This window comes from Trueperella sp. LYQ141, assembly GCF_046599555.1.
GTDB lineage: Bacteria > Actinomycetota > Actinomycetes > Actinomycetales > Actinomycetaceae > Trueperella.
In genome coordinates this window covers 51,797-76,378 of sequence record NZ_JBKIWQ010000004.1, presented here as the reverse complement: position 1 = coordinate 76,378, position 24,582 = coordinate 51,797, and the positions used below count along the sequence as shown (strand labels likewise).

Below are 24,582 nucleotides of genomic sequence, written 5' to 3'. Positions count from 1 at the left end.
ATCTCCCGCTTATTGTTGTGACGTATAAAGCGGAAGTAGGCAGGTAGCTTCGGCAGGAAGTAGGCATAGCACAACATAGCGATGTTAAGACAGTATGACTGACGGGGGCGAAAAAGGAGATACGCGCTATCCTGCTAAGAAGCAAAATAGCGTGGCGCTACACCGCATATCTGCCGGTACGATGACGCGCGCTCACTATCAATCGGTAATTAATTGAGGGGTTACTGCTCGCAATTATTCGATGAATCGGGCAGTTGCTCGATTCATCGAATGTGTCAGCGTGGTATGCCTGTCCATAGGTGCTATGAGCGTGCTAGCGACGCCGTATGCCAAAGATAGATCGAGTAATTTCGCGGCTGATCGTGCGCCCCGCGGTAGCTAGGATAGAATCCATGAGGCGTTCCTTGCGTCGGCTAGCCCGTTCTTCCTCGCGTTCAGCTTGACGTTCGAGGCGTTCTTGTTCTTTTTGGGCTACCCGTCGGGCTTGCTCTATTTCTTTCTCTGCTGCTTTCTGTTCAGCTTTTTCTTTTGCTTCTTGCTCTTTGGCTACCCGCTGTGCCTCTTCGGCAGCGGCTTTGGCTTCCTGCTCGGCGGCAATGCGTGCCTCGAGTAATTCAGCGGCTGATTCTGGGTCAACAGCCTCGCAGTATTTCGGGTAGATCTGGGAGGACTGTATGGATTCAGCTACTTTTTGTGCGGAAGCTGGGCCCATGACGGCTGCCGGTGCCCAGATTCGCGTTGGAGCTACCGGCGATGGGCGCCCTTTGGGATCGGTAACAGTGACGACTGCTTCGCCGGTACCAAGTGCTGGAATAATCTCTGCCAGAGGTAGCTCGGTGGTGGGGAAAGTAGCAATAGTTGCCTTGAGTTTCTTGGCGTCATTTGGTGTATGTGCGCGCAAAGCATGCTGGATGCGTGATCCTAGTTGTGCCAGCACATCGTCGGGAATGTCTTTAGGGGTCTGCGTGATAAACACGATGCCTACCCCTTTTGACCGGATCAACCGCACTGTTTGAATAACCTGGGTGAGGAATTCTGGTGAGGCGTCGGCAAAGAGGAGATGTGCCTCATCAAAGAAAAAGACGAGTTTGGGTTTATCTAGATCGCCAACTTCAGGTAGCTCATGGAAAAGATCTGCCAGTAGCCACATGATAAAAGTGGAGAATAGTGCTGGGCGTGCTTGAACGTCTGGTAATTCCAGAGCGGAGATCACGCCGCGAGAATCGCGAGTTTGGAGAAACTCGCTGACGTTAAAGGCTGTTTCTCCGAAGAATTCTGCTCCACCTTGAGACTGTAATTCGGCAACCTTGCGCAGAATAACACCTGCGGTAGCCGGTGCAACGCCGCCAATTTCAGCGAGTTCGTCTTTGCCTTCATCGGAGAGGTATTGGATAACTGCTCGCAGATCAGTGAGATCAATCAAGGCTAGTTTATTAGTGTCGGCCCAGTTGAATATTAGAGAGAGCGCTGATTCTTGAGTGCTGTTAAGACCGAGGACTTTTGCGAGCAGGATGGGACCGAAATCGGTGACGGTAGTGCGAATGGGGGTGCCATTACCGACACCGCCTAGGGCGTATAGCTCGGTGGGGAATGCGGAACTCTGCCACTGTTGCCCCTGTTCTGTGGTGCGGGCTAGTAGCTTTTCAGAAGAAGCCCCGGGCTCCATAAGGCCGGAAAGATCGCCTTTAATATCTGTGACGAAGCAGGGAACTCCGTGGTCAGATAGCCCTTCAGCGAGTAACTGTAAGGTGCGAGTTTTTCCCGTGCCGGTAGCTCCGGTGACGAGGGCATGACGATTCAGCATGCCCAATGACAGCTTAATGGGAACCTCGGGATACACTCCCGAATCATCCATATACGAGCCAACGGTGATTGTTGGATCAGGCAGATTGTAGGCTTCGCGAATACTGAGAGCTAGTGGCGGTAATTCACAAGGAGAGGCATGGGAAGAGTATGCTTCGGAGTGTGCTTCGGATTGCTTGGCACTGGCTTGCTCTGGAGAAGCTGAGGGGGCAGGTGAAGTGGCAGTGCTATTTGTTGCCGTATCAGAGGTACTGCTCGCGGATGGTGCAGAGTGGGATTCTTGATCCGGTACAGCATCTGCTGAAGCGCGAGTAGTTGAGGCCTCAGAAGCTGGCTGTGTTGTGCGGGTAGCCTCCGAATCATGTGTGCCTTCTTGGGCTGCAAGGGCGGCCTCTAATTCGGCCTGTGCAGCGGCCGCGCGTGCTTCTGCTGCGGCTGCTTGAGCTCGAAGTGCTTCTGCCTTTAACCGTGCAATCTCATTATCCATGGGGACATCTTACGCCGCGCCGTGGGCAGTGAGGTTGATATTTCCCCAAGATAAACATGGAGCGGGACAGTGGATAGGTTCTGACGAAAAAGCTTTCCACAACCGTGTTCTTGTCGGGATTTTCCACTAGTTTTCCTGCTCTGATACGCAGCGAATAGCAAGCACTTAATAATGCCGGTATGAATACGGAATCGCATGTTAACCCGCCACCGCGCCGCTTGCCGAGTCGGCGTTCGCCACGCACGCGTCCCCACTCATCTGATCCGAGTCGTTCATTTATTCAGTCTGCATTACGTATGGGGGCGGGGGAAGATATTTCAGCGCTGACGGTAAGCGGAAGAAAGAATCGCTATCGTATCAACCCTAGTGCCCAGCGGGTTGTTATCGTCTTTGTCCTCGTATTAGTTGTTTTTGCAGGTATTGGTGTCTACCTACAACACTCGCGCATGATAGCTACTCAGCCGCAGTGTCGCTCTATTGCCGACGTATCTGATCCGGCGTCAGGAGAAAAAGAAACGAAAAATCGCGAGGGGACAGCGCACGGTTCGCAATCTACGCCAGATACGACGGGTGCGCGAATTGGGCGGTTGTCACATAGCGAAATAGGAACTCAAAACTTTGATGAAACGACGGCAGGTGCAACAAAAGAGAAGGTTATCGTGCACGTCTCGGGGCAAGTCAATGCGCCCGGTATCGTTGAGCTGGATACCTCGCGTCGGGTTAACGATGCGATTGCGGCTGCGGGCGGAGCCAATAGTGCGGCAGATTTATCGGCGATTAACCTAGCTGATTTTCTTGTGGATGGTGCCCATATCCATGTTCCAGCAGTGGGGGAAGCGCCTGTGGCAGCACCAAATAATGCTTCTGGTAATTCCGGCGGAGCTACGGCACAGCCAGGTGCGGCAAAGCATCCAATTGACCTCAATCACGCTAGTGCAACTGATCTGCAACAAATCAGCGGAATCGGCCAGTGACTGCACAAGCTATTGTGGCGTGGCGTCAAGCCCACGGTCGCTTTACTTCAGTGGACCAGCTAGTGGAAATCGACGGTATTGGAGAACGGACGCTTAACCGCATCCGCGATAGCGTGACAGTCCGATAAATTGCAGGCACGTTTTCGATGCATGACTACCGTTTGACGTTACCAGCTGGCGTGTTATGGCTTATGGTCATAGTTGACCCGTCTAGTTATTTCCCTTATGTGCTGCTCGCAGTGGGCATACTAATTGTTGCCACGCTCCGGCATTGCGGTCTTGCCATTGTGCTGGGTTCGGTTATCCTGGCGGGTTGTATTTCGGGAAGCCTACACCGTTATGCCCATGATTCTGATCCGCTTATCCGAGCTATACCGTCCGATTCGATAATGGTTGTGGCTGATGTGCAGAGCTATCCGGAATATCGCGGTGAACAGGGATCGGCTATCGCTCAGGTGAGGAGTTTTCGGCGCGGTGATTACGAACAAGGATCTACTCAACGTATTCGTATTAGCTGGTTTAACCAGAAAGTACAGCGAGGAGATCGTATCCGTGCGCACGGCCGATTGATCTCGGCACAGAGCTCTGACTACGTTGCGGCGCGGTTGATCGCTCAAGACATTGACGTGCAATCGGGAGCAGCGCTTCCGGCAAGGATTCGTTCGGCCCTTGGCGATCTCATCGCTTCTGGACCGCAACATCTACAGCTTGTTCCTGGGATTGTATTAGGCGACGATTCGCAGATACCAGCCGAACTTGTTACAGCTATGCGCCAAGAAGGACTATCTCATATTACCGCGGTTTCTGGCGCTCATATCTCCATCTTGTTATCGGTAATTTTTCTGATTATTGGCCGGCGAAGGAATCGATGTGCGGCCGTATTGAGCATTGCGACATTAGCTGATTTAGTGTTTCTTGTTGGTCTTGAGCCGTCCGTTGTCCGAGCGGCAATCATGGGAGTGTTTGTCTGTATTGCGGTCGGGATGCGGCGCCCGAGCAGTGCCATGCCGCTTATCAATATTTGCATTATGACGGTGTGTTTGCTTGCTCCGCAATTGGCAAACCGGATCGGATTTCAACTATCGGTATGTGCCACATTAGCTATTGTTTTGGCTGGTCCGCCGCTATCGCGATGGTTGGCTCGTGGAATGCCACGAGCATTAGCGCAAATACTGGCAATTTCACTGGTGGCCAGTTTAGCGACGGGTCCGATTGTCGTTCGGATTCAGCCGGAAAGTTCGGTGTGGTTATGTCTGGCCAACATTATTATTTCGCCAGTCATAGCGCCGATTACGATTTTCGGGATGATGGCAGCTATATGCGCTCCTTGGGCTGTTCCGGTGGCGCAGCTGTGTCTCCTCGTCTGCCGCTGTTGTACCGCGTGGATATATGAGGTGGTTATCCATCTGGCACATTTGCCTGGATCGCATCTCCCAACTCCGCTGGCATTAGCAGTCAATGCTGGTCTTGTGGCGGGAATATGCGTCTTTATTTATTTTGATCGGGCATGGATATGTGCGGTTGGGGCTGTCGCAGGTCTGAGTGTCTTTGGCGTTATGGCTGTTTCCCGCCCCAATACTGCCACTGTTTTTGCTGATGATTGGCAGATTGTGCAATGCGATGTGGGGCAAGGATCGGCGATGCTGCTGCGGCATAAGGAGCAAATTGTTCTCGTTGATGTCGGTCCGGCAGACGGGCATATTGGAGATTGTGTGACTCAGGCTGGTGTCACCAAATTGGATCTCGTTATCTTGAGTCATTTCGATTCAGATCATGTTCGCGGTTTTGATGAGTTGGCGCGTGAAACGCACATCGGCCAGGTCTGGTATTCGCCGAATATGTATCCGTATCGTAACTCCCAGTGGATCACCTACTTGCTCAGTTCATACGGTATTCCTGGGCGAGAAGTCGTTGTGGGAGAAGAGCTAGCGGATATTTCCGGAGAGAAATGGTTACGTATTGTCGGCCCATTAGTCATAACGGGCGATGCGCAGAGCACTAACGATGATTCGCTTGTTGTTTTGGCACATACAGCCGATCACTCTGTGCTGATTTTGGCTGATGCTCCCGCCCAGCGTCAGCGCCTTTTGCGCGGGCAGGTAGGAGAGGTGGATATTGTGGTTGCTGGGCATCATGGGGCGCGCGATCAAAGTCAGGAACTTGCTGATGAGCTGCGGGCGCAGATCACTATTTTTTCGGTAGGTGCAACCAACACTTATGGGCATCCGCATCCTGACGCGTTGCGAATCTGGCAGGCCCCAATTCAACAGCGCACCGATCAATGCTCAGACATCGTTATAACTGATACGGACGTTCTCTCACGGTGCCCGTAACATAAGGTGTGATCCTTCGTTGATAATTGGCATATCGGCAAACTGGCTTCCGAGCCGAGAGGTGGAATAATGGCAACTATGCCGTCGGGAATTGAACTAGCACCTATTCTTGTCATGACGTGTGCCGAGCCAGCCTTGGGGGATCGTCTGATTGACCAGCTTCGTCAAGAGCTGCGTCGTCGAGATCCGCATGTGGATATTGTGGATTTGGATTGTGCCAATTATATGCCTGGGCAACTTGCGGTGTTGCTTTCGCCCTCGCTGTTTGATGAGTCGCGTGCAGTAATTGCCCGCAATGTCGAGCGGTCGAATATTGCTTTTCGAGATGAGATTGTGGAGTATATGGCCCACCCTGATCCGGCTTCCGTACTGATTTTGCGGCATAACGGGGGGAATGGAGGAAAAAAGATCCTCGAAGCTGCGCGTCGGTACAAACTCCCTACACACAACATTGCAAAAGTGAGCTATCCAAATGAAAAAGCGCGGATAGTGCAAGATATTGTGCGATCTGCTCGGCGTAAGATAACGAGCGAAGCAGTTGCCGGATTGGTCGATGCCTGTGGTTCGGATCTGCGAGAGCTGATTGCGAGTACGACGCAGTTACTGGATGACATCCCCGGGATGATTACAGACGCCCATGTGTACACGTATTTTTCTGGACGAGTTGAGGCGAATGCTTTTCAAGTGGCGGATGCGGTGATCGCAAAGAATGCAGCCCGCGCAGTAGAACTAATGCGTCATGCCCTTGCCACGGGATGTAGCGCTGTCGCTATCAATGCCGCTATTGCAGCAAAACTGCGGGCTATGACTCAAGTGCTGGGGCAGCGCTCGGGAAGAATTCCAGCAAAAACAAAACTCAGTTCCTGGCAGGTAGACCGAGCAAAGCGGGATTTAGCTCGTTGGAAGGCGCCAGAGATTGAACGGGCTGTGGAGATCATGGCGCAAAGCGATGCGGATGTGAAAGGTGGCTCCCGAGATCCGAATTATGCTCTAGAGCGAGCAATCTTAGCAGTATGCTCTCCCCGCAGCCGGTAGGTGCTCTGTGCTCCTACCGGCTTTGGAAAACGGAATGAGAGAATGAGAACTGTTAGGTAGCAGGTATTAAAGCGGCACGTAGGAACGTTAGATAACGGGAATGGGGAGTAGCTGCCAATCGGAGCGGTAAGCTAGGGGCAATTTGGTCGAACGTATTATTCTAATTAGCTAGGCGTATTACCCGAATTAGCCAGGTCTATTCCCTGAAAGATGTGCTGACGGTAGGCGAGTAGTACGGGATCATATCGCTATGCAGGCAAGTGCCGGTTTAAACGTCGGGTTCATATCTGTTGTTCCTGAGTACGCGTTTGCGGTATGAGCAGTGTAAGAACCATAAACAATGCGCGCTTCGTAGTAAAAAGACAGCCCGCAATAATGAATAACGCACGGCGTGCGAGGTGCAATGTGACAGGCAGTAGCAAAGCGTAGTAGCAAGGCGTAGTAGCAAGGCGGATGCACGACAAAACGTGCCTGCAGGAAAACGCAATACGCAACGCAACACGACTCATAACCCGACTCGCAATCGGTGCAACTGGCGCTACTGTTTTTAATCTACTTCAGCAAAACCAAGATAATCGTAGAGTCGAGCAGCAGCTTTAGCTTGCCGAAGATCAACGCGCAGACCGATATTATCAAAGCCCTGCCGACCGGCACGACGAGCCGCCTTGCCGATTAACGCAGTAGCGATCCCTTGACCTCGATGTTCGGGATCAACCATGAGATCAATGATGAATGGTCCGTCATCAACGTCTTCCCACGGGGTATTCGTCGTAACCAAAATAGCTCCAACGAGTTTGCCAGAACGCCAGGCTCCGATAAAACCATCCTTCATAGGATCGCCGAAAGCGCCATCGAAACTCATCTGCATCTCTTCAACAGCTTCAATCAGGTTCTCAGCAATTTCTGGTGAATTGTAGGCCACCAGATAGAGCGAGGCGAGAGTGGGTATATCTTCGCGGGTCAGTGTGAGAATATCAACGTCATCTGGGCGGCGACGCAGGTCCTCAAGCGCGGAGAGTTGTGCATTCATCGTGAGCTGTGTCATGTCTCTACCTTACGTCCTTGCTAATCGTTGTGCTACGAAAATGGCACGTGTCGTATCGGAGTTATTGCCTATTGCCTCTATATGGGGATCTCTCGGTTCGTAGGGAAATAATTGTGTGATGTGATAGCGTGCACATATCCAGAAGATCGTTCACCTCGGCTATGCTTAAGACGGTACTGACCCGCATCGTCGCGGGCCATGATCTTCTGAATCAGGTGACATAACAGAGGAGTTAAGTTGCGCATAGGTGTACCGCGCGAGCCGTCGGATAAACAGGCTCTCGTAGCAGCGACCCCCGATACTGTCGGAAAACTCATTCAGCTTGGCTATGACGTCTTGGTCGAAGGCGGCGCTGGAGATCAGGCGAGTTTTCCCGACTCTCTGTACGAGAAGAGTGGGGCGCGTATCGTTAGCACGCAGGAAGCGTGGGGGAGTGACATTGTTATTTCTCTGGACACTCCACCGAATGACGTCTTGGACATGATGCAGCAGGGCGCCACACTGATCTCACGTATGGCACCGGGACGTCATCCCGAAACCATTGACGCATTACGAGATCGCGGTATTACTGGATTAGCGATGGATATGGTGCCGCGAATCTCGCGCGCGCAGTCTATGGACGTTCTATCCTCGCAGGCCAATGTTGCTGGCTATCGCGCTGTTATTGAGGCGGCCAACGCTTTTGGGCGATTGTTTAGCGGGCAAGTGACTGCGGCAGGGAAGTTCCCGCCAGCTCGGGTCTATGTTATTGGCGCGGGCGTGGCAGGCCTGGCAGCAATCGGAACAGCGAACTCAATGGGTGCTGTGGTGACGGCGACCGACGTCCGGGCAGAGACGGCCGAACAAGTTGAATCTATGGGAGCGCAGTTCATCCCGATACCTGTGGCAGCTCAGGAATCCTCTGACGGCTACGCCAAAGAGATGGGGCAAGAACAGGCTCGCGCGGCAGCGGCACTGTACGCCCAGCAGGCAGCGCAAGCCGATATTGTCATTACTACCGCTGCTATCCCCGGGCGGCGTTCTCCTATTTTGCTTGATGAACAGGCAGTGGCAGGGATGAAGCCAGGATCTGTTGTGGTGGATATGGGGGCTGCTAACGGAGGAAACGTCGTTGGTTCGCGTCCAGACGAAGTAGTGGTCACGGAAAACGGGGTAACGATTATCGGGTACACCGAGCTTGCCGGTCGGCTTCCCGCCCAGTCTTCCCAGCTCTACGGGCAGAATATTGTCAATTTCTTCAAACTAACCACGCCTGCGAAGGATGGCTTGCTCGTTCTCGATTTGGATGACGAGATTGTTCGTCAGATGATCGTGACTTTGAATGGCGAGGTCCTCTATCCGCCACCACCAGTTCGGGTATCAGCGGCGCCTGTGCCTGCTGCCGGTGCTGGGGCGCCCGATAGACTACGCACGATTCACGATAAGCCTGCAGATTCGGCCGTGGAGGCGGGGAATGCTCCGTCTGGCTCGATATTGCGGCACTGGTGGAAACTCGCAGCGGTTGCCTTGTTTGCGGCGCTCATTATGCTTGCACCGCCTGGAATGAGTACGCATTTCATTGTTTTTGCGCTCTCTGTTGTGGTGGGCTTCTATGTTATTACTGCAGTGACTCATTCTTTGCACACCCCGTTGATGTCGGTGACGAATGCTGTTTCGGGAATTATCGTCGTCGGGGCGTTAATCCAAGTAACGTCACATAATGTTGCGGTTCAAGTGCTGTCGTTTATCGCCCTAGCTGTTGCGTCGATCAATATCTTTGGCGGCTTTACGGTTACAGCCCGTATGCTCAAGATGTTCCAGAGGAGTTAAGACGTGTCTGATGTCGTGAATTATGTGTCCTCGATTGAGGTTCGATTCCAGTCTTTGGCGTATATCGCAGCAGCTTTGCTGTTCATTTTGGCGTTAGCAGGGTTATCTCGGCAAACGACGGCGGCGCGTGGGAATAAACTCGGCATGATCGGCATGGTCCTGGCCTTGTTGGCTACTGTGTGGGTTGTCGTCGCTTTCGCACAGGGGCAAAAGGTTGTGCCGGTGTGCCTGATCGTTTTTGCTTTGGCAATCGGGGCTGGTGTTGGGATCCCGTTGGCTCGCAAAGTAGAAATGACGGAGATGCCGCAGCTTATCGCTATGTTGCACTCTTTTGTCGGTGCGGCGGCTGTGATTGTTGGCTTTAACTCTTTCATTATCACTCCGGGCGAGAATTCGATTTATAACACCTTCCATTTGGGTGAAGTTGGTTTGGCGATTTTCATTGGCGCAGTGACTTTAACTGGGTCGATTGTGGCGTTCTTGAAGCTTGCCGGAAAGATGAGTGGGCGGCCCCTGGTTATTCCTGGGCGAAATTGGCTTAATCTTGCCGCAATAGTGGTTTCGATTGGTTTGATTGCCTGGTTGATTCGGACTCGTTCCTTGGGTGCGGGCATGATTCCGCTGGTATTGCTCACCCTTATTGCCTTGGCTTTGGGGTTCCATTTGGTTGCCGCGATTGGCGGTGGCGATATGCCGGTGGTCGTCTCTATGCTGAATTCCTATTCTGGCTGGGCGGCGGCAATGGCTGGCTTTACGTTGTCGAATGATTTGTTGATTATTACCGGAGCGCTTGTCGGTTCTTCGGGTGCTTACCTGTCGTACATCATGTGCAAGGCCATGAATCGGTCGTTTATTTCGGTCATTCTTGGTGGTTTTGGATCCGACGGGACAGTAGCGCAGGCGCGTGATTATGGCGAACATCGGGAAGCAAATGCGCAGGAGGTTGCTCAGATGCTGCTCGATGCGAAGAAAGTGGTCATCACACCGGGTTATGGTATGGCGGTGGCACAGGCACAATATCCGGTTGCTGAGTTGACGAAGCGGTTGCGTGAGCGCGGGGTTGACGTCTCTTTCGCGATTCATCCGGTAGCTGGGCGATTGCCTGGGCATATGAATGTGCTCCTGGCTGAGGCGAAAGTTCCTTACGATATCGTCTTTGAGATGGATGAGGTCAATGAGGATTTCGGTAGCGTTGATGTTGTCCTGGTAATTGGCGCAAATGATACGGTGAATCCGGCTGCGGAAGAACCCGGATCGCCGATTGCCGGTATGCCGGTGATTAAGGTCTGGGAAGCGGAAACCGTCGTGGTATTCAAACGCTCAATGGGCAATGCTGGCTATGCCGGCGTGCAAAACCCCTTGTTCTTCAATGACAACACCTACATGTTGTTGGGGGATGCGAAGGATTCCGTCGATCAAATCAACGCGGCTATTGCTTAAGCTGTATTAATGGCGAGACGGGATAGCCGCGCGGTGGCAGATCGTTGCGATAGTAGAACGTCTCGATAAGTCTGGCTGTATAGGCGCTGATGGGTGTCTTGTGCGATACACACAGGCACCCATCAGCGCCTTTGTCATCTCAATATTCTGCGTCGCTAATGGTGGAAGGTGGCAGGCGGGATTAGATCACGTAGCGGTGTACTGCTTTTTGCGGGGGGGGAAAAAAGGAGGAAGAAAGAGTTATAGGCCGGCGGCGGCATAATACGAGGGTTATAGGACATTTTCTGTTGCTCGTTGATTTGTTAATTCCTTGTTTATTTTTCTATGCCGCCAGGCGTTGAGTGGTAATCCTGTCTATGAGGGCTTTTCAAAGTCGTCATTCACCACAGACTGCCAAACCCTTCACAAACACCAACTACAACACCCATTTTCCCTGTCACAACACCAAAAACCCGAGACATCAACAACACATTCTGTCCAACCAGTTAGTTGACCACCACCAACTAACACACCGACTTTCCCCACACCAGAACAACGAAAAACCCGAAAAACAGCAACACCTCGTGTCCTATAACTCTAATAGGCATAATAAAACAGCCCCCGAATGATAGATCATCCGGGGGCTGAGGGATTCTCGCGACTTAGTCGCCCAGTTTTGCAACCAGCTTGGCGAGCTTCGACTTGCGATTCGCTGCCTGGTTGCGGTGAATAATTCCCTTGGAAACAGCCTTATCGAGCTTGCGGCTTGCAATGCGCAGAGCCTGGGTAGCCTCCGCTGCCTCGCCAGCCTCAACCGCTTCCCGAGTCTTACGCACCAAAGTCTTCAATTCAGACTTGTAGGCCTTGTTGCGCAGCCGGCGCTTCTCGTTGGTCTTGTTCCGCTTGATCTGGGACTTAATATTTGCCACTGGTAACTCTTTCGTTTGAATGGTGGCCGGTGAACGGCCGTCGGTCGGTGAGGGCGTGCCATCTCCGGACTGTAAGGCGTGGGGCACCCGTGCGAGGAGGATGGCTGGACCTTTTCACCCGACCAGGTGTTCAAAGTCCAATTGGTTAGTCTAGCAAAGCACTCGACCCCATGTTAGTTTTCATCGCCACCGTGGAGGTGGATCAGATCACGTTCATGGGGTCGAGCAGGAGTTTCACGCGATTAACGCGATTGCTGTCCGAAAGAAGATTCTAGTCGGTCAGCTTATCCTTGATGTTGTCGAAGGTCTCCTTGGCCTTATCGCCCAAATCGGAGAGCTTATCCTTGAGGCTGGCCGAGGCCTGATCGGCCTTGCCTTCGGCTTCCAAGCCCTTGTCGTCGGTTGCCTTGCCAGCAAATTCCTTTGCCTTGCCAGCCAGATCTTCGGCACCATGCTTGATATCGTCAGTGAAACCCATTATGAGCCTCCTTTCGTTGACTGTTGGCTTCAGTGATTACCGAAGCCCTTACCTGACTCACTATAGAGGGCAGGACGCTAAAGCGCGCGTTATTCGATTCAATTGCGTTATGCTCAACGCGCAAATCCAAGGTAGTGCGGCACTGTTGCTCTGGTTCTGCTTCTGCGCATGACCGTGCCTGATAGCTGGTAGCTCGTATGGCGCGAGCATATCGAAGGTTTTAGCTATATATGAGGTAAATCGGCAGGCAAATATGGTTTGAAGAAACTGACGGAAACACGCGTTAACGACGATGGATTTCTCGCACTGCCTGGCACACTTTGTCATAGATAGCGCGATCGAGGAATGACCCTTCGCGCCGGATCACACTCTCATGTGCGATAAGTAGGCGATCTAGCCGCACCTCAGATGGGCGCCCTTTCGGATCCCAATCTCCGCTACCAACATCCATCCAATAGCGTCCCCAATGGGCTTCATGCGCGGCATCGCGGGTATTATCTTGCGAGGTCATCTGGATAAAAATGATGTGGCGGTCGCGGTGGGCGAGGACGAGCACTGGACGATCTTTACCTCGCCCGTCGTGCTCCTCGAACGGAACCCAGGTCCACACGACTTCCCCTGGATCTGGCATTCCGTTATCTGCCGGACTATACCTAAAAGTGGGTAATCCAAAAGTTTCGACGTCGTATTCTGTCGCAGGTTCATTCGCGTTTGGGATATGCCCGGAGGTGTGATTAGAAGATTTGCCAGGGCCTGGGTGATGTGGATGCTCTGGTGATGACGACGTGGATGAGCGCCTGGAAGATGACCTGGAAGCAGGTGCGGATGCCCCTGCAGAGCGGCGCAATTGGCGGCTGAGATCCCGCCCAACTGCGCGAGCAACAGAGCGAACGGTACGTTGAAGAAAATCTGACAAGGCCATAGGGAATACCTAAATACTAAGGGATACAGATTATGCGGTAGGCGCTGCGGAGCTATCGTTGAGTAGCTCAGTTAGCTCAACGTGCATCCGTTCGACGTCGGGAATATCTTTAAGAATCAACGGATCGCTTGCGGAGGTTTCTAGAATGAGAGTGCCGCACCGGAAAATACGATCAATGAGGTCGAGATCGTAGGAGACGTTGGAGATACGCGCCAAGGGGATATCGTGACCCGTTTTGGCGAAGATTCCCTGACGGGTGATGATCCGCCGGTTGGTAACGGTATATGTGGAGGTCCACCACTGTAGGTAGGGATAGACGAAAACCAAAATAATGAGAATCAGGGCGAGAATCACGACTGCCCAATGCCCCCACGGGGAGAATGAATCCGGTAAGAAAATGAGCGCGGCAATCATTCCGGCTAGCACCACAATGAGCCCAAGTACGTTGCTAATGAGCGCTTTAGGATGTTCATGCATGTGTCGGACGACGTATTCATCACGACCGAGAAGAGACTGTGAGAAACCCATGGGGTTATTTTGCCATATATTAGCCCTCGCAGTGTGTCGTCATATTTTCCTGAAGCTGACGAAAACCCATTGAAAATAACGCCAAAGCCGAAGATTGCCGAAGCGGGGCTAATGGTGTAGCAGGTAGTTTCGGTACTCTCAGGCTTGGAATGGCAAGGATACGAGTTACAGTGCTGTGAGGCGCGAAGCTAATGGGAATCTGACGGAACGAGAAAGGTTAGCCCTGATTCGGGCGGTAACTCCAGGTAAGGTGAGCCCGACGGAAACCAGAGGCGCTCTCGTGTTGTCTTGGATGCTCTGAGAGTATGTACCGAGATGACTGGGCGATGCACTGCATCTAAGGAGCGCGAATGGTCCACAGAACGGATGTACCTGGGGAGGCTGAGGGATCCTGCGCCGGCTGAGGCAGGATATATGTAGCTGAGGCAGGAGATATGTACATGTAGTGGTGCCAAAAGGTGAACGTATAATGCCGTAGGCAGGCAAAACAATGAGCCGATACCTTTATGCTGCTGTGTGGTATGAGGGCGTATGCCTGCCAAATAACGCCGGCTAAAGGTTTGCGGTAATAGCGGAGTTGCTAGCAAAGGCGCCATTATGACTGATCTACAGTAACTCCAACGGGCTGATCTGTAGCGAAGCCTATTGTGATTCAGTAGCGGATTTTTATCTACTCGATTGTGTGAGAGCTACGCCCACATCAGCAGCGCCCACAGGATGAGGAAAGCTGTCAATGGGATCGCGGCGAGAGTGATAATTCCGCTGAGCAGAGTCCAGCGTAGATCATCACGTAGATAGGGAACCTTATCCACCCCGCCAGCAGCCGCAATCGCTACCCGTTGGGCTTGCTCAATGCGCGGGAAGAATGTGTCTTTGCGGATAGCGGCTTCTCGTTGTGCGGCGGCAGCGCGTTCTTTAGCGGCAAGGCGTGCGGCTTCCCGTTGTAATCCCTCCGGGTCTGGCCCGTGAAGCCCATTGAGGATATTGCCGTCTTCATCAATAACAATACCGGCTCCGGTATTATCTGACGTGGGTTCTGCGTCGGAATACTGCGGCGGATATTCGGCAGAATCTGCAGTGGAGTGTGCGGCAGATTGCGTTGCAAAATCTGTGCCTGTTTCCGTCGGTTGCTGGGATGTGGAACTGGTAGAGCGCTCAGTATAGGTATGAGGTACGTGCGATCCTGGTCTTGCCCCTCGTGCAGTAAAACGATCTATAGCTGCTCCGTATGTTGCGGTTATAGCGCTGCTCAGGCGATACCAGCGAACCGCAAAGATAATCAGGATGACGCTGAGAACCACCCCGCAGGAAAACGGAAACCAGCCGACGAAGGAACGGTGAGAGCGTGCGGAGAGAAAGCCGACAAGCAAGAGTAACCCGTCAGTTATTCCCGCCAATGCAATGAGTGCTCGGCCAGGTAAGCGTGCCACGCGCTCAGCAATGGGTAAGTAATGACGTAGTGATCCAGTCGCACGATTCATGGCGCCATCCTAACGAGTCATGAGGGGTAATAGGGCACTAAGTTCTCTGATAGCGTCGGGCGAATCGGAGGAACTATCAGGATCGAAAAGAATTCCACGGCACCCAGCAGCTCGGGCGGCCTGCCCATCAATCAGTCGATCGCCGACCCCTATCGTCTGTGAGGGGTCGATATGATGGCGAGCCAGTAATTCGCACAACATCGTCGGATCTGGCTTGCGGGGCCAGCCGGATGGGGCACAGATCATATCGTCAATGCTCGCGTCGATACGTAATCCGTCCAGCAGAAGCTGAGCGCTGGAGGAATCCCGATGGGTGACGATGAGGTTGAGTCCATTGCCACGATGAACCGCGTCAAGTACCTGGCGGGCGCCCGGCATTAATGGGGCGGGGGTATGCTCCCACCGCTCTAATACCTCGTGATATGCCCGATTGAGAATATCGGGATGCAGGTGGTAGCGCTGAGTTAGCGTGATTATCGCATGGCGGATGGAGATAGCGCGCAGCTGGCGTACCTCATGGAGCTGCGTATCGGTGGGATGGGAGGAGAATGTGGCATGAGCTAAAGCCATATCGACCTCTGGATAGGTGTCTACCAGAGTGCCGCCGAGATCCCAGATCACATGTCGATATGTCATATCTCAAGTGTGGCACGCCCCGCCAAAAGACGTGCGGCGTCGAAGGAAGAACGGCACGCTGGTATCGTTAATGCAGATTATGTGAAAAGGAGTTCCGTGCCCGTATCGACCGCCACCGAGTTAGCAGAGATCCAACCGGCTACAACGCCGCAGGATCGTATCCGCAACTTCTGCATTATTGCCCATATTGACCACGGCAAATCGACGCTTGCTGACCGCATGTTACAACTGACCAATGTGGTGAGTGAACGTGATATGCGCGCCCAATATCTTGATCGAATGGATATTGAACGCGAGCGCGGTATCACCATTAAATCGCAAGCCGTCCGAATGCCGTGGACGGTCGCGGGCAGTGCATACGCGCTAAATATGATTGACACTCCGGGGCATGTGGATTTCGCTTACGAAGTCTCCCGCTCTCTGGCTGCCTGTGAGGGGGCAATCCTTCTTGTGGATGCGGCTCAGGGGATTGAAGCGCAGACGCTAGCGAATCTCTATATGGCTTTAGAAAACGATCTGACGATTATTCCGGTGCTCAACAAGATTGATCTGCCGGCCGCCAATCCCGATAAATTTGCGGCCGAGCTGGCGAGTTTGATTGGCTGTGAGCCAGAAGATTGTTTGCGGGTATCCGGCAAGACGGGCGAGGGAGTCGAGCAGCTTCTCGATCGGATTGTGCGGGAGATTCCGGCGCCGACGGGTGATCCGAGTGGATGCGCTCGCGCCATGATTTTTGATTCGGTCTACGATTCCTACCGTGGCGTAGTGACCTACGTGCGAGTGGTTGACGGTGTGCTCAGTCCTCGTCAGCGCGTACAAATGATGTCTACCGGCGCGGCTCATGAGTTATTAGAGATTGGCATTATTTCTCCGGAGCCACGGCCCTCTGCGGGTTTATCGGCTGGTGAAGTGGGATATTTGATTACTGGCGTGAAGGACGTTCGCCAGTCGCGAGTCGGTGATACGGTTACAGATTTGAAGGTCCCGGCGAAGGTTGCGTTAGCTGGGTATCGCGATCCGAAACCGATGGTGTTTTCTGGCCTTTATCCGATTGATGGTTCAGATTATCCGGCGCTGCGTGACGCTCTCGATAAACTCAAGCTCAACGATGCGGCTTTGACGTATGAGCCGGAGAATTCGCTCGCTTTAGGCTTCGGTTTCCGGTGTGGTTTCTTGGGGCTATTGCATTTGGAGATTATTACTGAGCGGCTGCAACGTGAATTCGATCTAGATTTAATTGCCACAGCGCCGTCGGTTGTTTTCCGAGTGGTAAGCGAATCTGGGGAAGAGCTGGTGGTGTCTAACCCGTCAGAATTCCCGGAAGGGAAAGTCCGAGCGATCTACGAGCCGATGGTCAATGCGACGATTCTGGCGCCAACAGATTACGTCGGAGCGGTGATGGAACTGTGCCAGCAACGCCGAGGGGCCTTGCAGGGGATGGATTATCTGTCTGAGGATCGGGTAGAGCTGCGTTATCGTCTGCCGTTGGCAGAGATCGTGACGGATTTCTTCGATCAGTTGAAATCTCGGACGAAAGGCTATGCCTCGCTGGATTACAAAGAGGAAGGCTCGCAAGAGGCTGATTTGGTTAAAGTCGATATTCTTCTCAACCATGAGCAAGTGGATGCCTTTTCTGCCATTGTGCATCGCGATAATGCGTACCACTATGGCGTAGAAATGACGACGAAACTCAAGGGGCTCATTCCGCGTCAGCAGTTTGAAATTCCAGTTCAGGCCGCTATCGGTTCGCGTGTGATTGCGCGTGAGACGATCAAGGCCCTGCGTAAAGATATGCTCGCGAAGTGTTACGGCGGCGATATTACCCGTAAGCGCAAGCTATTGGAGAAGCAGAAAGAGGGAAAGAAGCGGATGAAGTCGATTGGTCGGGTGGACGTTCCACAGGAGGCCTTTGTGGCGGCGCTCTCCTCGGATATGCCGACGGCGAAGAAGAAATAACAGCTAGCCGATAATGCGTAGCACACGCTCAGCGGGTAGCTAGGTGCATGGATGGCTGGGAATAACTAAGTCGTTGCCGGCTGGGTAGGCAGAGCGCGAAAGTAGGGCGAAATGAGCAGTGAGAATCAGGATCAGGCGCAGGTGCGCCACAGCACAAGCTCAGTGGGCGTATCCGCCGATGCAGTGAAAGCGGCTTCTGAGGATGCTCTACCTGTTGTGGATTGTGCTGATGATTCACAAGTAACATCGGATAGCGGGTCCGGATGCGAAAATGACTCGCACGTCATTTCGGCAGCAGATGGTGAGTCGATCACTGGTCGCAATATTCACTACGGTCGGATTGTCTCGTTTTCACGTCGTGGTTCTCGGCTTGGAGATAAATACCGAGATCTTATGGAGCAATATCGAGAACAGTTCGTTATTGATTATCCGGCTGGGGCGGCGGTTGCGGCGATTGCTCCCGACGCACAGATTGACCTCTCAGCACAGTTCGGTACCCAAGCTCCCATGATTATTGAAGTCGGCCCAGGATCGGGAGAACAGCTCATCAGTGCTGCACAGCAGCATCCGGAGTGGAACTTCTTAGGGCTTGAGGCGTGGGGGCCGGGGGTGGCTCGATGCGTCAGTGCTATCGTGCGTGCTGGGGTATCGAATGTGCGCATGATGGAGCTAGATGCGGCGCAAGGCTTGCCCGTATTATTCGGTGCGCATCAAAGGGCACCCCGCCCACAGGTTGCGCAGGTGTGGACCTTCTTCCCGGATCCGTGGCGTAAGAAGCGGCATCATAAACGGCGCATTGTGAATCCAGAATTTGCTCGAACCGTCCATCACGTTCTTGCTGAGGGCGGATCGTGGCGGTTAGCAACGGATTGGTCTAACTACGCCTGGCATATGCGAGATGTTGTGGAAGAAGCTCCGGGCTTCGTTAATCCCTATGCTGGCCAAAATCCCGATCCGGCAGATGAGGGTCGTTATCGCGGGGGTTTTGCGCCGCGGTGGGATGGGCGAGTAATGACGAGGTTTGAGCAGCGCGGTTTAGAAGCGGGGCGCCGAATTTTTGATATTCATGTGGTGGCGCAACATGTGAGTGACGGCGAATGAGGCACGGCGTCTTTGTAATATGGCTGGGTAGCGCCGCTCACATATATCGCGCATCGGTGAATCGAGGAATCAACCGTGCCTGCCGCTGAGACCTCCCAGGGTATATCGTGGGATCGCCTTGAGCTGCCGGCGACGCCGGTAGCTAATCTTTCCGCCTATATTCACATCCCATTTTGTGCTGCCCGTTGCGGGTACTGCGACTTTAATACCTATACGAATCTTCATTTTGGGGCAGGCGCCAGTGCTGCGGTATTCGATCAACGGCTTGTGGCGGAAATGGATCTCCTGGCACAACACCTGAGATTAGATCAGCCTCTTTCAACAGTGTTTTTCGGAGGCGGGACCCCGACGATTTTGCCGGCAACGACCTTAGTCGCCATATATCAGGCGCTGTGTGAACGCTTTGGCGGGGTTCGCGGTGAGGTGACAACAGAGGCAAATCCGGAGACGGTAACCCAAGAAGATATTGATACCTTGGCGGCAGGTGGCTTTACTCGAATATCCTTTGGCATGCAATCGGCTCGTCAGCATGTTTTGACCCGATTGGATCGTAAACATACACCGGGGAAAGTAGCTGAGGTGACGCGATGGGCGCGCCAGGCGGGTTTGGATTATTCTCTCGATTTAATTTATGGGACGTCAGGGGAGTCGCGTGAGGATTGGCGTATCTCGCTGGAAACAGCTATAAGCTATCAGCCCGGGCACATCTCGGCGTATGGGCTGACGATTGAGCCGGGAACGGCAATGGGTGCCCAGTTACGTCGTGGGCAGATCAGCGCACCAGATCCTGATGTCTTAGCGGATAAATATGAACTCGCAGATGAGATACTCAATGCGGCCGGGTATCGCTGGTATGAGGTATCAAATTGGGCATTGCCTGGTAAAGAATCGCAACATAATCGCGCCTATTGGACGAATGCGAATTGGTGGGGATTCGGGCCAGGGGCACATTCACATATTTCTGGGGTGCGCGCCTGGAATATCAAACATCCGGTGGCGTATAGCCGTGCGCTCGCGGCGAGTAATTTTCCGATCGCGGATTGGGAAGTGCTGTCACAGCGAGAACGGGAAGAAGAAGCTATCATGTTAGGAATTCGCCTGCGGGAGGGGATTGGCCGCCCGCAGCATGTGCCCGATAATGTGCTGGCGGATTTAATAACTGACGGACTCATTGAGGCAAAGATGGCTCGCGAGGGGCGTATTTGCCTTACCCGTCGTGGCCGATTGCTAGCTGATAGAGTGATAGCGGCTCTGTGGGAGGATTAGGATGAACCGAGATCTGCTGGTATATGCCATTTTGCTGCTGCTTATAGCTATTCCGGTGTGTTACATCGGTACGGCGTTGTTCTCTAAGAATACGAAGGGGCAGTGGGATGAATCCTCGCGGGAAAGAGCGCAGATGCGGCGCAATGGCTGGAATGTGCGAGCAACAGTTGATAACGCTGCACAGTTCGTCACTAATACTCAGTCTGCGCCGACGATATGGCCAATTCCAGTGGATTTGCCGGCAATTAATGCGGTGACGAGTGCACGTCGTGCCGCAGTTCCGTGGCGCTGCGCGACGATTATTGCCCCGCCGTTAGGCACCTTTACTTTGGTGAGCGTCAGCGTTTCACAGCGTTCTGACGGGGCAGAGCTGGAATATCCGCAGACGTTGCTTCGCTTTGCCGCGGACGGAGGCGTAGAGACGGTGAGTGAGGCTGGCGATACGCGCGCAGAGATTACGTCGGATATGTTGGCCTTTTTTGCTCGGATTGACGAGCTGATGGCAGTGCATTTGGATGGCGCACGGATAACGTATTTCATCCGAGGTGCGCGCAAAGATTCGGCAGATAGCATTGCGGCGTTAACTGAACAGTTGGCTGAAATCGTGGCGGTACTCCCGTCGGATATGTGGCGCTAGCGCGGCGTTACCTAAACAAACTGCCAGTAACGTGGCTCGCGTGCTATGTAATACGTGCAAGCTAACGGGAATACGTATTCGGTAGGGGCGGTTACGTGATACGGGTACGTCCTAATGGATACGCCATTTCGCAAGGAGGAATCCCAGTGGGAATATTGCCTCGGTGGTGGCACCGGCTCTAGGCGGTGAATTCCTAGGCAGTTGTGGTGTTACTCCTCGGTATCTACTGCTTGCGAAGACGTGTCTGGCAGATATGGAGCGTCGTGGTTGAGATCGGGTTCGGTGATGAGGTGCTCAAAGGCTTCTTGAACCTCATCAACCAAATCGTGCATAGCGGCGGCGGCTTCTCGGGGTTTTCCACGGTAAATAGCTAATGCGGCAGTTCGGTGATCTTCCATTGCTCGCGGCTTAGGCTGCGGCGGCATATAACCAAGTTGTGTTCGCCAGGTGAGGATGGATTCGATAACGGGCGATAGGACGCTAAACATCTCGTTGCCGGAGTATTTCAAAATGAGCTGGTGAAAATAGACGTCAGCTTCCATGAATTCTGCTCCGGAACTGACGGCGCCGAGTTCCACTACTCGCATACCGGCGCGCAGGATCTCAGTGCGTTGTTCTCGGGTGGCAAAGCGGGCGGCGAGGAATGCAGCTCGTGGTTCGATGGCGAGCCGAAGGTCTGTGAGGGATTCGAGCTGCCGGTTGCGATCTGGCCCGTGGAGGCGCCAATGGATAACGTCAGGATGAAAGACGTTCCATTCGTCTCGAGGGCGAACAGTTAATCCGACGCGGCGTTGTGCGCTGACCAGACCGCAGGCTTCTAGGTGACGTTGGACTTCGCGGGCTACCGTGCGAGAGCAGCTAAATTCTTGTTCGATATCGGCCAATGTTATGGCGTCACCGTCGGCTAGCTCGCCGTGTACGATCCGCGGGCCGATGACGTGCGTGATGGCAATGTAACGAGAATCAGGACTGCTCATATCTGTTCAGTGTACCTGGTTTGTGCGTATCTCAGCAGGGTCGTAGGTGCTGTGCTAATTGGACGGCAGATATGCCCCTGCCTCGACGTCATTCTTGGTATGATAAATATGCTGGCTCACTGGCAAAAGCCCTGAATGTGGGCGTATTTACCAATAATAATCTCATACATCTCAGCGAGGAGGACTGTATGAAACGATCAACGATGCGCCGTGGTTTTGCCATGGTCACAACTGCGGTATTGGCCTTAGGGGGTGCGGCGCTGAGTGGTCCGGCTTTTGCTGATGATACGGCGGGTGCAGCTCCAACCGGCGTGGCAAGTGCTCGGGTTGAGGCATTGCTGGCGTCTATGACTTTAGACGAAAAGATCGGGCAAACGATCTGGACCCATGTTTACGGCGATAGCGCAAATACCACAGATCCTAAGGATATCGAGGCAAATCAGGGAGTTTTTGGTCCTGATGTGAAGACGGGTGCGCAAGCAGTGGAGAAGTATTCCTTAGGTGGAATCTTGTATTTCAACTGGTCGCGCAATATTGGAAGTCCGGCAGATCTATCGAAGCTGGCGACGTTATCGAATGATCTGCAGGCCGCATCGCTGCGCACTGCAAAGAAGATCCCGTTAGGTATCACGATTGATCAAGAGGGCGGCATCGTCGCTCGTATGCGCTATTCGGGTACAGATTTTGCGGGCAATATGGCTCTCGGTGCGACTCGTTCAGAGGAGCTGGCCTATAAGCAGGGGGAGATCCTCGGCAAGGAGCTCAAGGCAGTCGGGGTGAATGTTGATTTCGCGCCGGATGTTGATGTGAATACGAATCCTGCGAATCCGGTGATTGGGATTCGTTCGATGAGCTCTGATCCCGATGTGGTGGCTCGTTTGGGGGTTGCCCAGGTGACGGGTATGCAGTCGCAGGGGGTTTCTGCTACTGTGAAGCATTTCCCTGGTCATGGGGATACCGTCACGGATTCACATCTCGGGTTGCCGAAGGTGACCTACGATCGGGCGACTTTGAATAAGCACTTAAAGCCGTTCCAGGCGTCCATTGATGCTGGCGTGGATATGGTGATGACGGCGCACGTCATTGTTGATGCCATTGATCCTAATATGCCAGGTACGTTGTCGAAGAAGGTTCTCACTGATCTACTGCGAGGTGAGATGGGCTTCAAGGGCGTTGTCACGACGGACGCGATCGACATGGAGGGCGCTTGGTTGGCGGTTATGACGCCGGAAGAGCAGGCTGAGTGGGCGAAGATGAAGGAAGAGGCGAAGAAGCCGGCTGCCGATCAAGATCCCACGTTGATGGATAAGTATCATGCGAAGAATCATGAGATTTCTGGTCGTGTTGCGGTAACGGCAATGAATGCTGGATCTGACATTATTCTCAACACTTACGACGTCCCAGCAGTAATTAAGGCGATGAAAGCGGCCGTGGAAGATGGGTCGTTGCCGATGTCGCGGTTGGATGACGCGGTTCGTCATATCTTGACCTGGAAGGAAAAGCGCGGTCTGCTCGATTCGTATGCTCCGGCAGATTTAGCGAAGATTCCTGGTACGGTTCGCACCGCTGATTCTTTGGCTGTTGCGCGCAGTATTTCTGATGGCTCGATCACCCAGGTGTGTAATGGTGCGGATAATACCCAGGCGGTTGTGCCGGTAAAGCAGAGCGATCGTATTTTGGTTGTGGGTTCGAGCTGGGCTAATCCTGAGTTCTTGGACAAGCTCCTGAAAGACGGCGGATATAGCAAGACGAATTTCATGCAGATCGCTGATAAGGATCCGACGGATGCGGAGATCGCCGCGCATGTGCAGGCGGCAAAGGATGCGGACGTTATCGTCTATACCGGCTGGAAAGCGAGTGCTTCTGCGGCTCAGAAGAAAGAGATTGCAGCTTTGCAGCAGACGGGCGTGCGCATGATCTTTGTGGCAACGAATACGCCTTATGACGTGGCTTATGTCTCGTGTGCGAATACCGCGGTGTTGGCGAGCTACGGCAATCAAGTGCCAAATCATGAGGGTATTTTCGATGTTATTACTGGCAAGGTTGCCCCGTTAGGCAAGCTGCCGGTGGATGTGCCCAAGGCGGATGGTGCCTTAGCGGCTTATGCTTTTGGTGTTGGATATGTGCCGGCGGAGAAGCCGAATCCTGAGCCATCTCCGAAGCCGGAGCCGACACCGGCGCCAAATCCGCAGCCGGTAAATCCGCCAAGTACGCCGAGTAAACCGAGTGTTCCGGCTACTGAGGTTAAGCCGACTCCGCCGAGTGCGATGCCGCATACGGGTGCTCAGGTGGGAGCTATCGTCGTTGCTGCAATAGTTCTGGTAGCAGGTGGCGTGGCGTTGCTGGTGTTGCGCAATCGTAAGCGCTGAATTGTGTTTCATGCCGTCTCTGTATAGCGGCGGTTAATGTCTGCTACCTACCTGCTCCTGGAATAAGGGGTGCTGGTAGAGGCATAGGTAAGAAGTCCGATGGCTGTGGTCATCGGACTTCTTGCATGTTGAGCGCATGTTGCGGTGTGTGATGGGGAGTTGTTTAAGAGGCCCTGCGTTTCGGGAAAGGAAATGAGAAAAGGCCGTGATGACGAGGGAGTATATTCTCCTGACGCACTCAGATTAAGTAACGTGCGTCACGTAAATCGTATTTGGGAGCATTAATAAGAAAGACGGTGCAGACTTAACATGTTTAATCTGCATTTTAATGCTTGCAAATCGTCATACCATTAAGTAGAGTGAGTGCAACCCGACGGGCTCAAAGCTGAGTGGCGGC

General features: G+C 53.3%; 20 protein-coding genes. 11 read left to right on the top strand and 9 right to left on the bottom strand.

The features are described 5' to 3' along the window. Positions 1-313: 313 nt before the first annotated feature. The gene (locus ACLHIJ_RS04055; protein ID WP_411297026.1) at positions 314-2,290 is read right to left on the bottom strand and encodes a helicase HerA-like domain-containing protein; all 1,977 of its coding nucleotides are present in this window, start codon (positions 2,288-2,290) and stop codon (positions 314-316) included. Positions 2,291-2,469: 179 nt separating this feature from the next. On the opposite strand from ACLHIJ_RS04055, the gene ACLHIJ_RS04050 reads away from it, so the two are divergent. The 4 genes from ACLHIJ_RS04050 (at position 2,470) to holA (ending at position 6,632) form a co-directional block, all read left to right on the top strand. Then, entirely contained in the window at positions 2,470-3,264 is a 795-nt protein-coding gene (locus tag ACLHIJ_RS04050) for an SLBB domain-containing protein (RefSeq protein WP_411298520.1), read from the top strand. Next, positions 3,261-3,392 (top strand): ComEA family DNA-binding protein, encoded by a 132-nt coding sequence (locus ACLHIJ_RS04045; RefSeq protein ID WP_411298519.1) that lies wholly within the window; start codon positions 3,261-3,263, stop codon positions 3,390-3,392. The genes ACLHIJ_RS04050 and ACLHIJ_RS04045 overlap by 4 nt, the downstream gene beginning before the upstream one ends. Before the next feature lie 18 nt (positions 3,393-3,410). Further along, on the top strand, positions 3,411-5,597 hold the full coding sequence (locus tag ACLHIJ_RS04040; protein ID WP_411298518.1) for a ComEC/Rec2 family competence protein: 2,187 nt from the start codon (positions 3,411-3,413) through the stop codon (positions 5,595-5,597). Positions 5,598-5,666: 69 nt separating this feature from the next. Then, positions 5,667-6,632 carry a DNA polymerase III subunit delta gene (gene holA, locus ACLHIJ_RS04035; RefSeq protein WP_411297029.1) on the top strand — a complete coding sequence of 322 codons (966 nt, stop codon included), beginning with the start codon at positions 5,667-5,669 and terminating at the stop codon, positions 6,630-6,632. Between the two features lie 547 nt (positions 6,633-7,179). Here the strand turns inward: holA and ACLHIJ_RS04030 are convergent. Then, positions 7,180-7,677 (bottom strand): GNAT family N-acetyltransferase, encoded by a 498-nt coding sequence (locus tag ACLHIJ_RS04030; RefSeq protein ID WP_411297030.1) that lies wholly within the window; start codon positions 7,675-7,677, stop codon positions 7,180-7,182. Positions 7,678-7,914: 237 nt separating this feature from the next. Between ACLHIJ_RS04030 and ACLHIJ_RS04025 the strand changes: the two genes are divergently transcribed. Then, positions 7,915-9,486 (top strand): Re/Si-specific NAD(P)(+) transhydrogenase subunit alpha, encoded by a 1,572-nt coding sequence (locus tag ACLHIJ_RS04025; protein ID WP_411297031.1) that lies wholly within the window; start codon positions 7,915-7,917, stop codon positions 9,484-9,486. 3 nt (positions 9,487-9,489) lie between these two features. Further along, positions 9,490-10,926, top strand: coding sequence for a Re/Si-specific NAD(P)(+) transhydrogenase subunit beta (pntB, locus tag ACLHIJ_RS04020; RefSeq protein ID WP_411297032.1), 1,437 nt, complete (start codon positions 9,490-9,492; stop codon positions 10,924-10,926). A gap of 641 nt (positions 10,927-11,567) precedes the next feature. Here the strand turns inward: pntB and rpsT are convergent. The 6 genes from rpsT to ACLHIJ_RS03990 all read right to left on the bottom strand — a co-directional run bounded on the left by rpsT (position 11,568) and on the right by ACLHIJ_RS03990 (position 15,879). Then, positions 11,568-11,834, bottom strand: a complete 267-nt coding sequence (rpsT, locus tag ACLHIJ_RS04015; RefSeq protein ID WP_411297033.1) for a 30S ribosomal protein S20 — start codon at positions 11,832-11,834, stop codon at positions 11,568-11,570. A gap of 271 nt (positions 11,835-12,105) precedes the next feature. Further along, the gene (locus tag ACLHIJ_RS04010; protein WP_411297034.1) at positions 12,106-12,312 is read right to left on the bottom strand and encodes a CsbD family protein; all 207 of its coding nucleotides are present in this window, start codon (positions 12,310-12,312) and stop codon (positions 12,106-12,108) included. A gap of 283 nt (positions 12,313-12,595) precedes the next feature. Continuing rightward, positions 12,596-13,234, bottom strand: a complete 639-nt coding sequence (locus ACLHIJ_RS04005) for a type II toxin-antitoxin system PemK/MazF family toxin (protein ID WP_411297035.1) — start codon at positions 13,232-13,234, stop codon at positions 12,596-12,598. A gap of 30 nt (positions 13,235-13,264) precedes the next feature. Next, complete coding sequence (locus ACLHIJ_RS04000) at positions 13,265-13,762, bottom strand: PH domain-containing protein (protein ID WP_411297036.1); 498 nt, start codon at positions 13,760-13,762, stop codon at positions 13,265-13,267. A 689-nt stretch (positions 13,763-14,451) separates the two neighbouring features. Beyond that, on the bottom strand, positions 14,452-15,243 hold the full coding sequence (locus ACLHIJ_RS03995) for a hypothetical protein (RefSeq protein ID WP_411297037.1): 792 nt from the start codon (positions 15,241-15,243) through the stop codon (positions 14,452-14,454). A 9-nt stretch (positions 15,244-15,252) separates the two neighbouring features. Beyond that, entirely contained in the window at positions 15,253-15,879 is a 627-nt protein-coding gene (locus ACLHIJ_RS03990) for an HAD-IA family hydrolase (RefSeq protein WP_411297038.1), read from the bottom strand. Between the two features lie 96 nt (positions 15,880-15,975). Here ACLHIJ_RS03990 and lepA point away from each other — a divergent pair, with 96 nt between their 5' ends. The 4 genes from lepA to ACLHIJ_RS03970 all read left to right on the top strand — a co-directional run bounded on the left by lepA (position 15,976) and on the right by ACLHIJ_RS03970 (position 20,839). Next, entirely contained in the window at positions 15,976-17,835 is a 1,860-nt protein-coding gene (lepA, locus tag ACLHIJ_RS03985) for a translation elongation factor 4 (RefSeq protein WP_411297039.1), read from the top strand. Positions 17,836-17,946: 111 nt separating this feature from the next. After that, positions 17,947-18,936 (top strand): tRNA (guanosine(46)-N7)-methyltransferase TrmB, encoded by a 990-nt coding sequence (gene trmB, locus ACLHIJ_RS03980; RefSeq protein ID WP_411298517.1) that lies wholly within the window; start codon positions 17,947-17,949, stop codon positions 18,934-18,936. Positions 18,937-19,011: 75 nt separating this feature from the next. Beyond that, positions 19,012-20,202, top strand: a complete 1,191-nt coding sequence (hemW, locus tag ACLHIJ_RS03975) for a radical SAM family heme chaperone HemW (protein WP_411297041.1) — start codon at positions 19,012-19,014, stop codon at positions 20,200-20,202. A gap of 1 nt (position 20,203) precedes the next feature. Further along, positions 20,204-20,839, top strand: a complete 636-nt coding sequence (locus ACLHIJ_RS03970) for a hypothetical protein (protein ID WP_411297042.1) — start codon at positions 20,204-20,206, stop codon at positions 20,837-20,839. 209 nt (positions 20,840-21,048) lie between these two features. Here the strand turns inward: ACLHIJ_RS03970 and ACLHIJ_RS03965 are convergent, their stop codons facing one another. Further along, entirely contained in the window at positions 21,049-21,816 is a 768-nt protein-coding gene (locus ACLHIJ_RS03965; protein WP_411297043.1) for a FadR/GntR family transcriptional regulator, read from the bottom strand. A gap of 188 nt (positions 21,817-22,004) precedes the next feature. On the opposite strand from ACLHIJ_RS03965, the gene ACLHIJ_RS03960 reads away from it, so the two are divergent. Continuing rightward, positions 22,005-24,185: a glycoside hydrolase family 3 N-terminal domain-containing protein gene (locus ACLHIJ_RS03960; RefSeq protein ID WP_411297044.1), complete on the top strand. Its 2,181-nt coding sequence runs from the start codon at positions 22,005-22,007 to the stop codon at positions 24,183-24,185. Positions 24,186-24,582: the final 397 nt, after the last annotated feature.

Bases quoted from the DNA above. Each gene is read 5' to 3' on its own strand.
- ACLHIJ_RS04005 (WP_411297035.1), bottom strand. From the start codon at position 13,234: ATGGCCTTGTCAGATTTTCTTCAACGTACCGTTCGCTCTGTTGCTCGC.
- ACLHIJ_RS03965 (WP_411297043.1), bottom strand. From the start codon at position 21,816: ATGAGCAGTCCTGATTCTCGTTACATTGCCATCACGCACGTCATCGGC.
- ACLHIJ_RS04040 (WP_411298518.1), top strand. From the start codon at position 3,411: ATGCATGACTACCGTTTGACGTTACCAGCTGGCGTGTTATGGCTTATG.
- ACLHIJ_RS03995 (WP_411297037.1), bottom strand. From the start codon at position 15,243: ATGAATCGTGCGACTGGATCACTACGTCATTACTTACCCATTGCTGAG.
- ACLHIJ_RS03960 (WP_411297044.1), top strand. From the start codon at position 22,005: ATGAAACGATCAACGATGCGCCGTGGTTTTGCCATGGTCACAACTGCG.
- ACLHIJ_RS03970 (WP_411297042.1), top strand. From the start codon at position 20,204: ATGAACCGAGATCTGCTGGTATATGCCATTTTGCTGCTGCTTATAGCT.
- ACLHIJ_RS04055 (WP_411297026.1), bottom strand. From the start codon at position 2,290: ATGGATAATGAGATTGCACGGTTAAAGGCAGAAGCACTTCGAGCTCAA.
- ACLHIJ_RS04050 (WP_411298520.1), top strand. From the start codon at position 2,470: ATGAATACGGAATCGCATGTTAACCCGCCACCGCGCCGCTTGCCGAGT.
- ACLHIJ_RS03990 (WP_411297038.1), bottom strand. From the start codon at position 15,879: ATGACATATCGACATGTGATCTGGGATCTCGGCGGCACTCTGGTAGAC.
- ACLHIJ_RS04030 (WP_411297030.1), bottom strand. From the start codon at position 7,677: ATGACACAGCTCACGATGAATGCACAACTCTCCGCGCTTGAGGACCTG.
- holA (WP_411297029.1), top strand. From the start codon at position 5,667: ATGGCAACTATGCCGTCGGGAATTGAACTAGCACCTATTCTTGTCATG.
- trmB (WP_411298517.1), top strand. From the start codon at position 17,947: ATGAGCAGTGAGAATCAGGATCAGGCGCAGGTGCGCCACAGCACAAGC.
- ACLHIJ_RS04000 (WP_411297036.1), bottom strand. From the start codon at position 13,762: ATGGGTTTCTCACAGTCTCTTCTCGGTCGTGATGAATACGTCGTCCGA.
- ACLHIJ_RS04010 (WP_411297034.1), bottom strand. From the start codon at position 12,312: ATGGGTTTCACTGACGATATCAAGCATGGTGCCGAAGATCTGGCTGGC.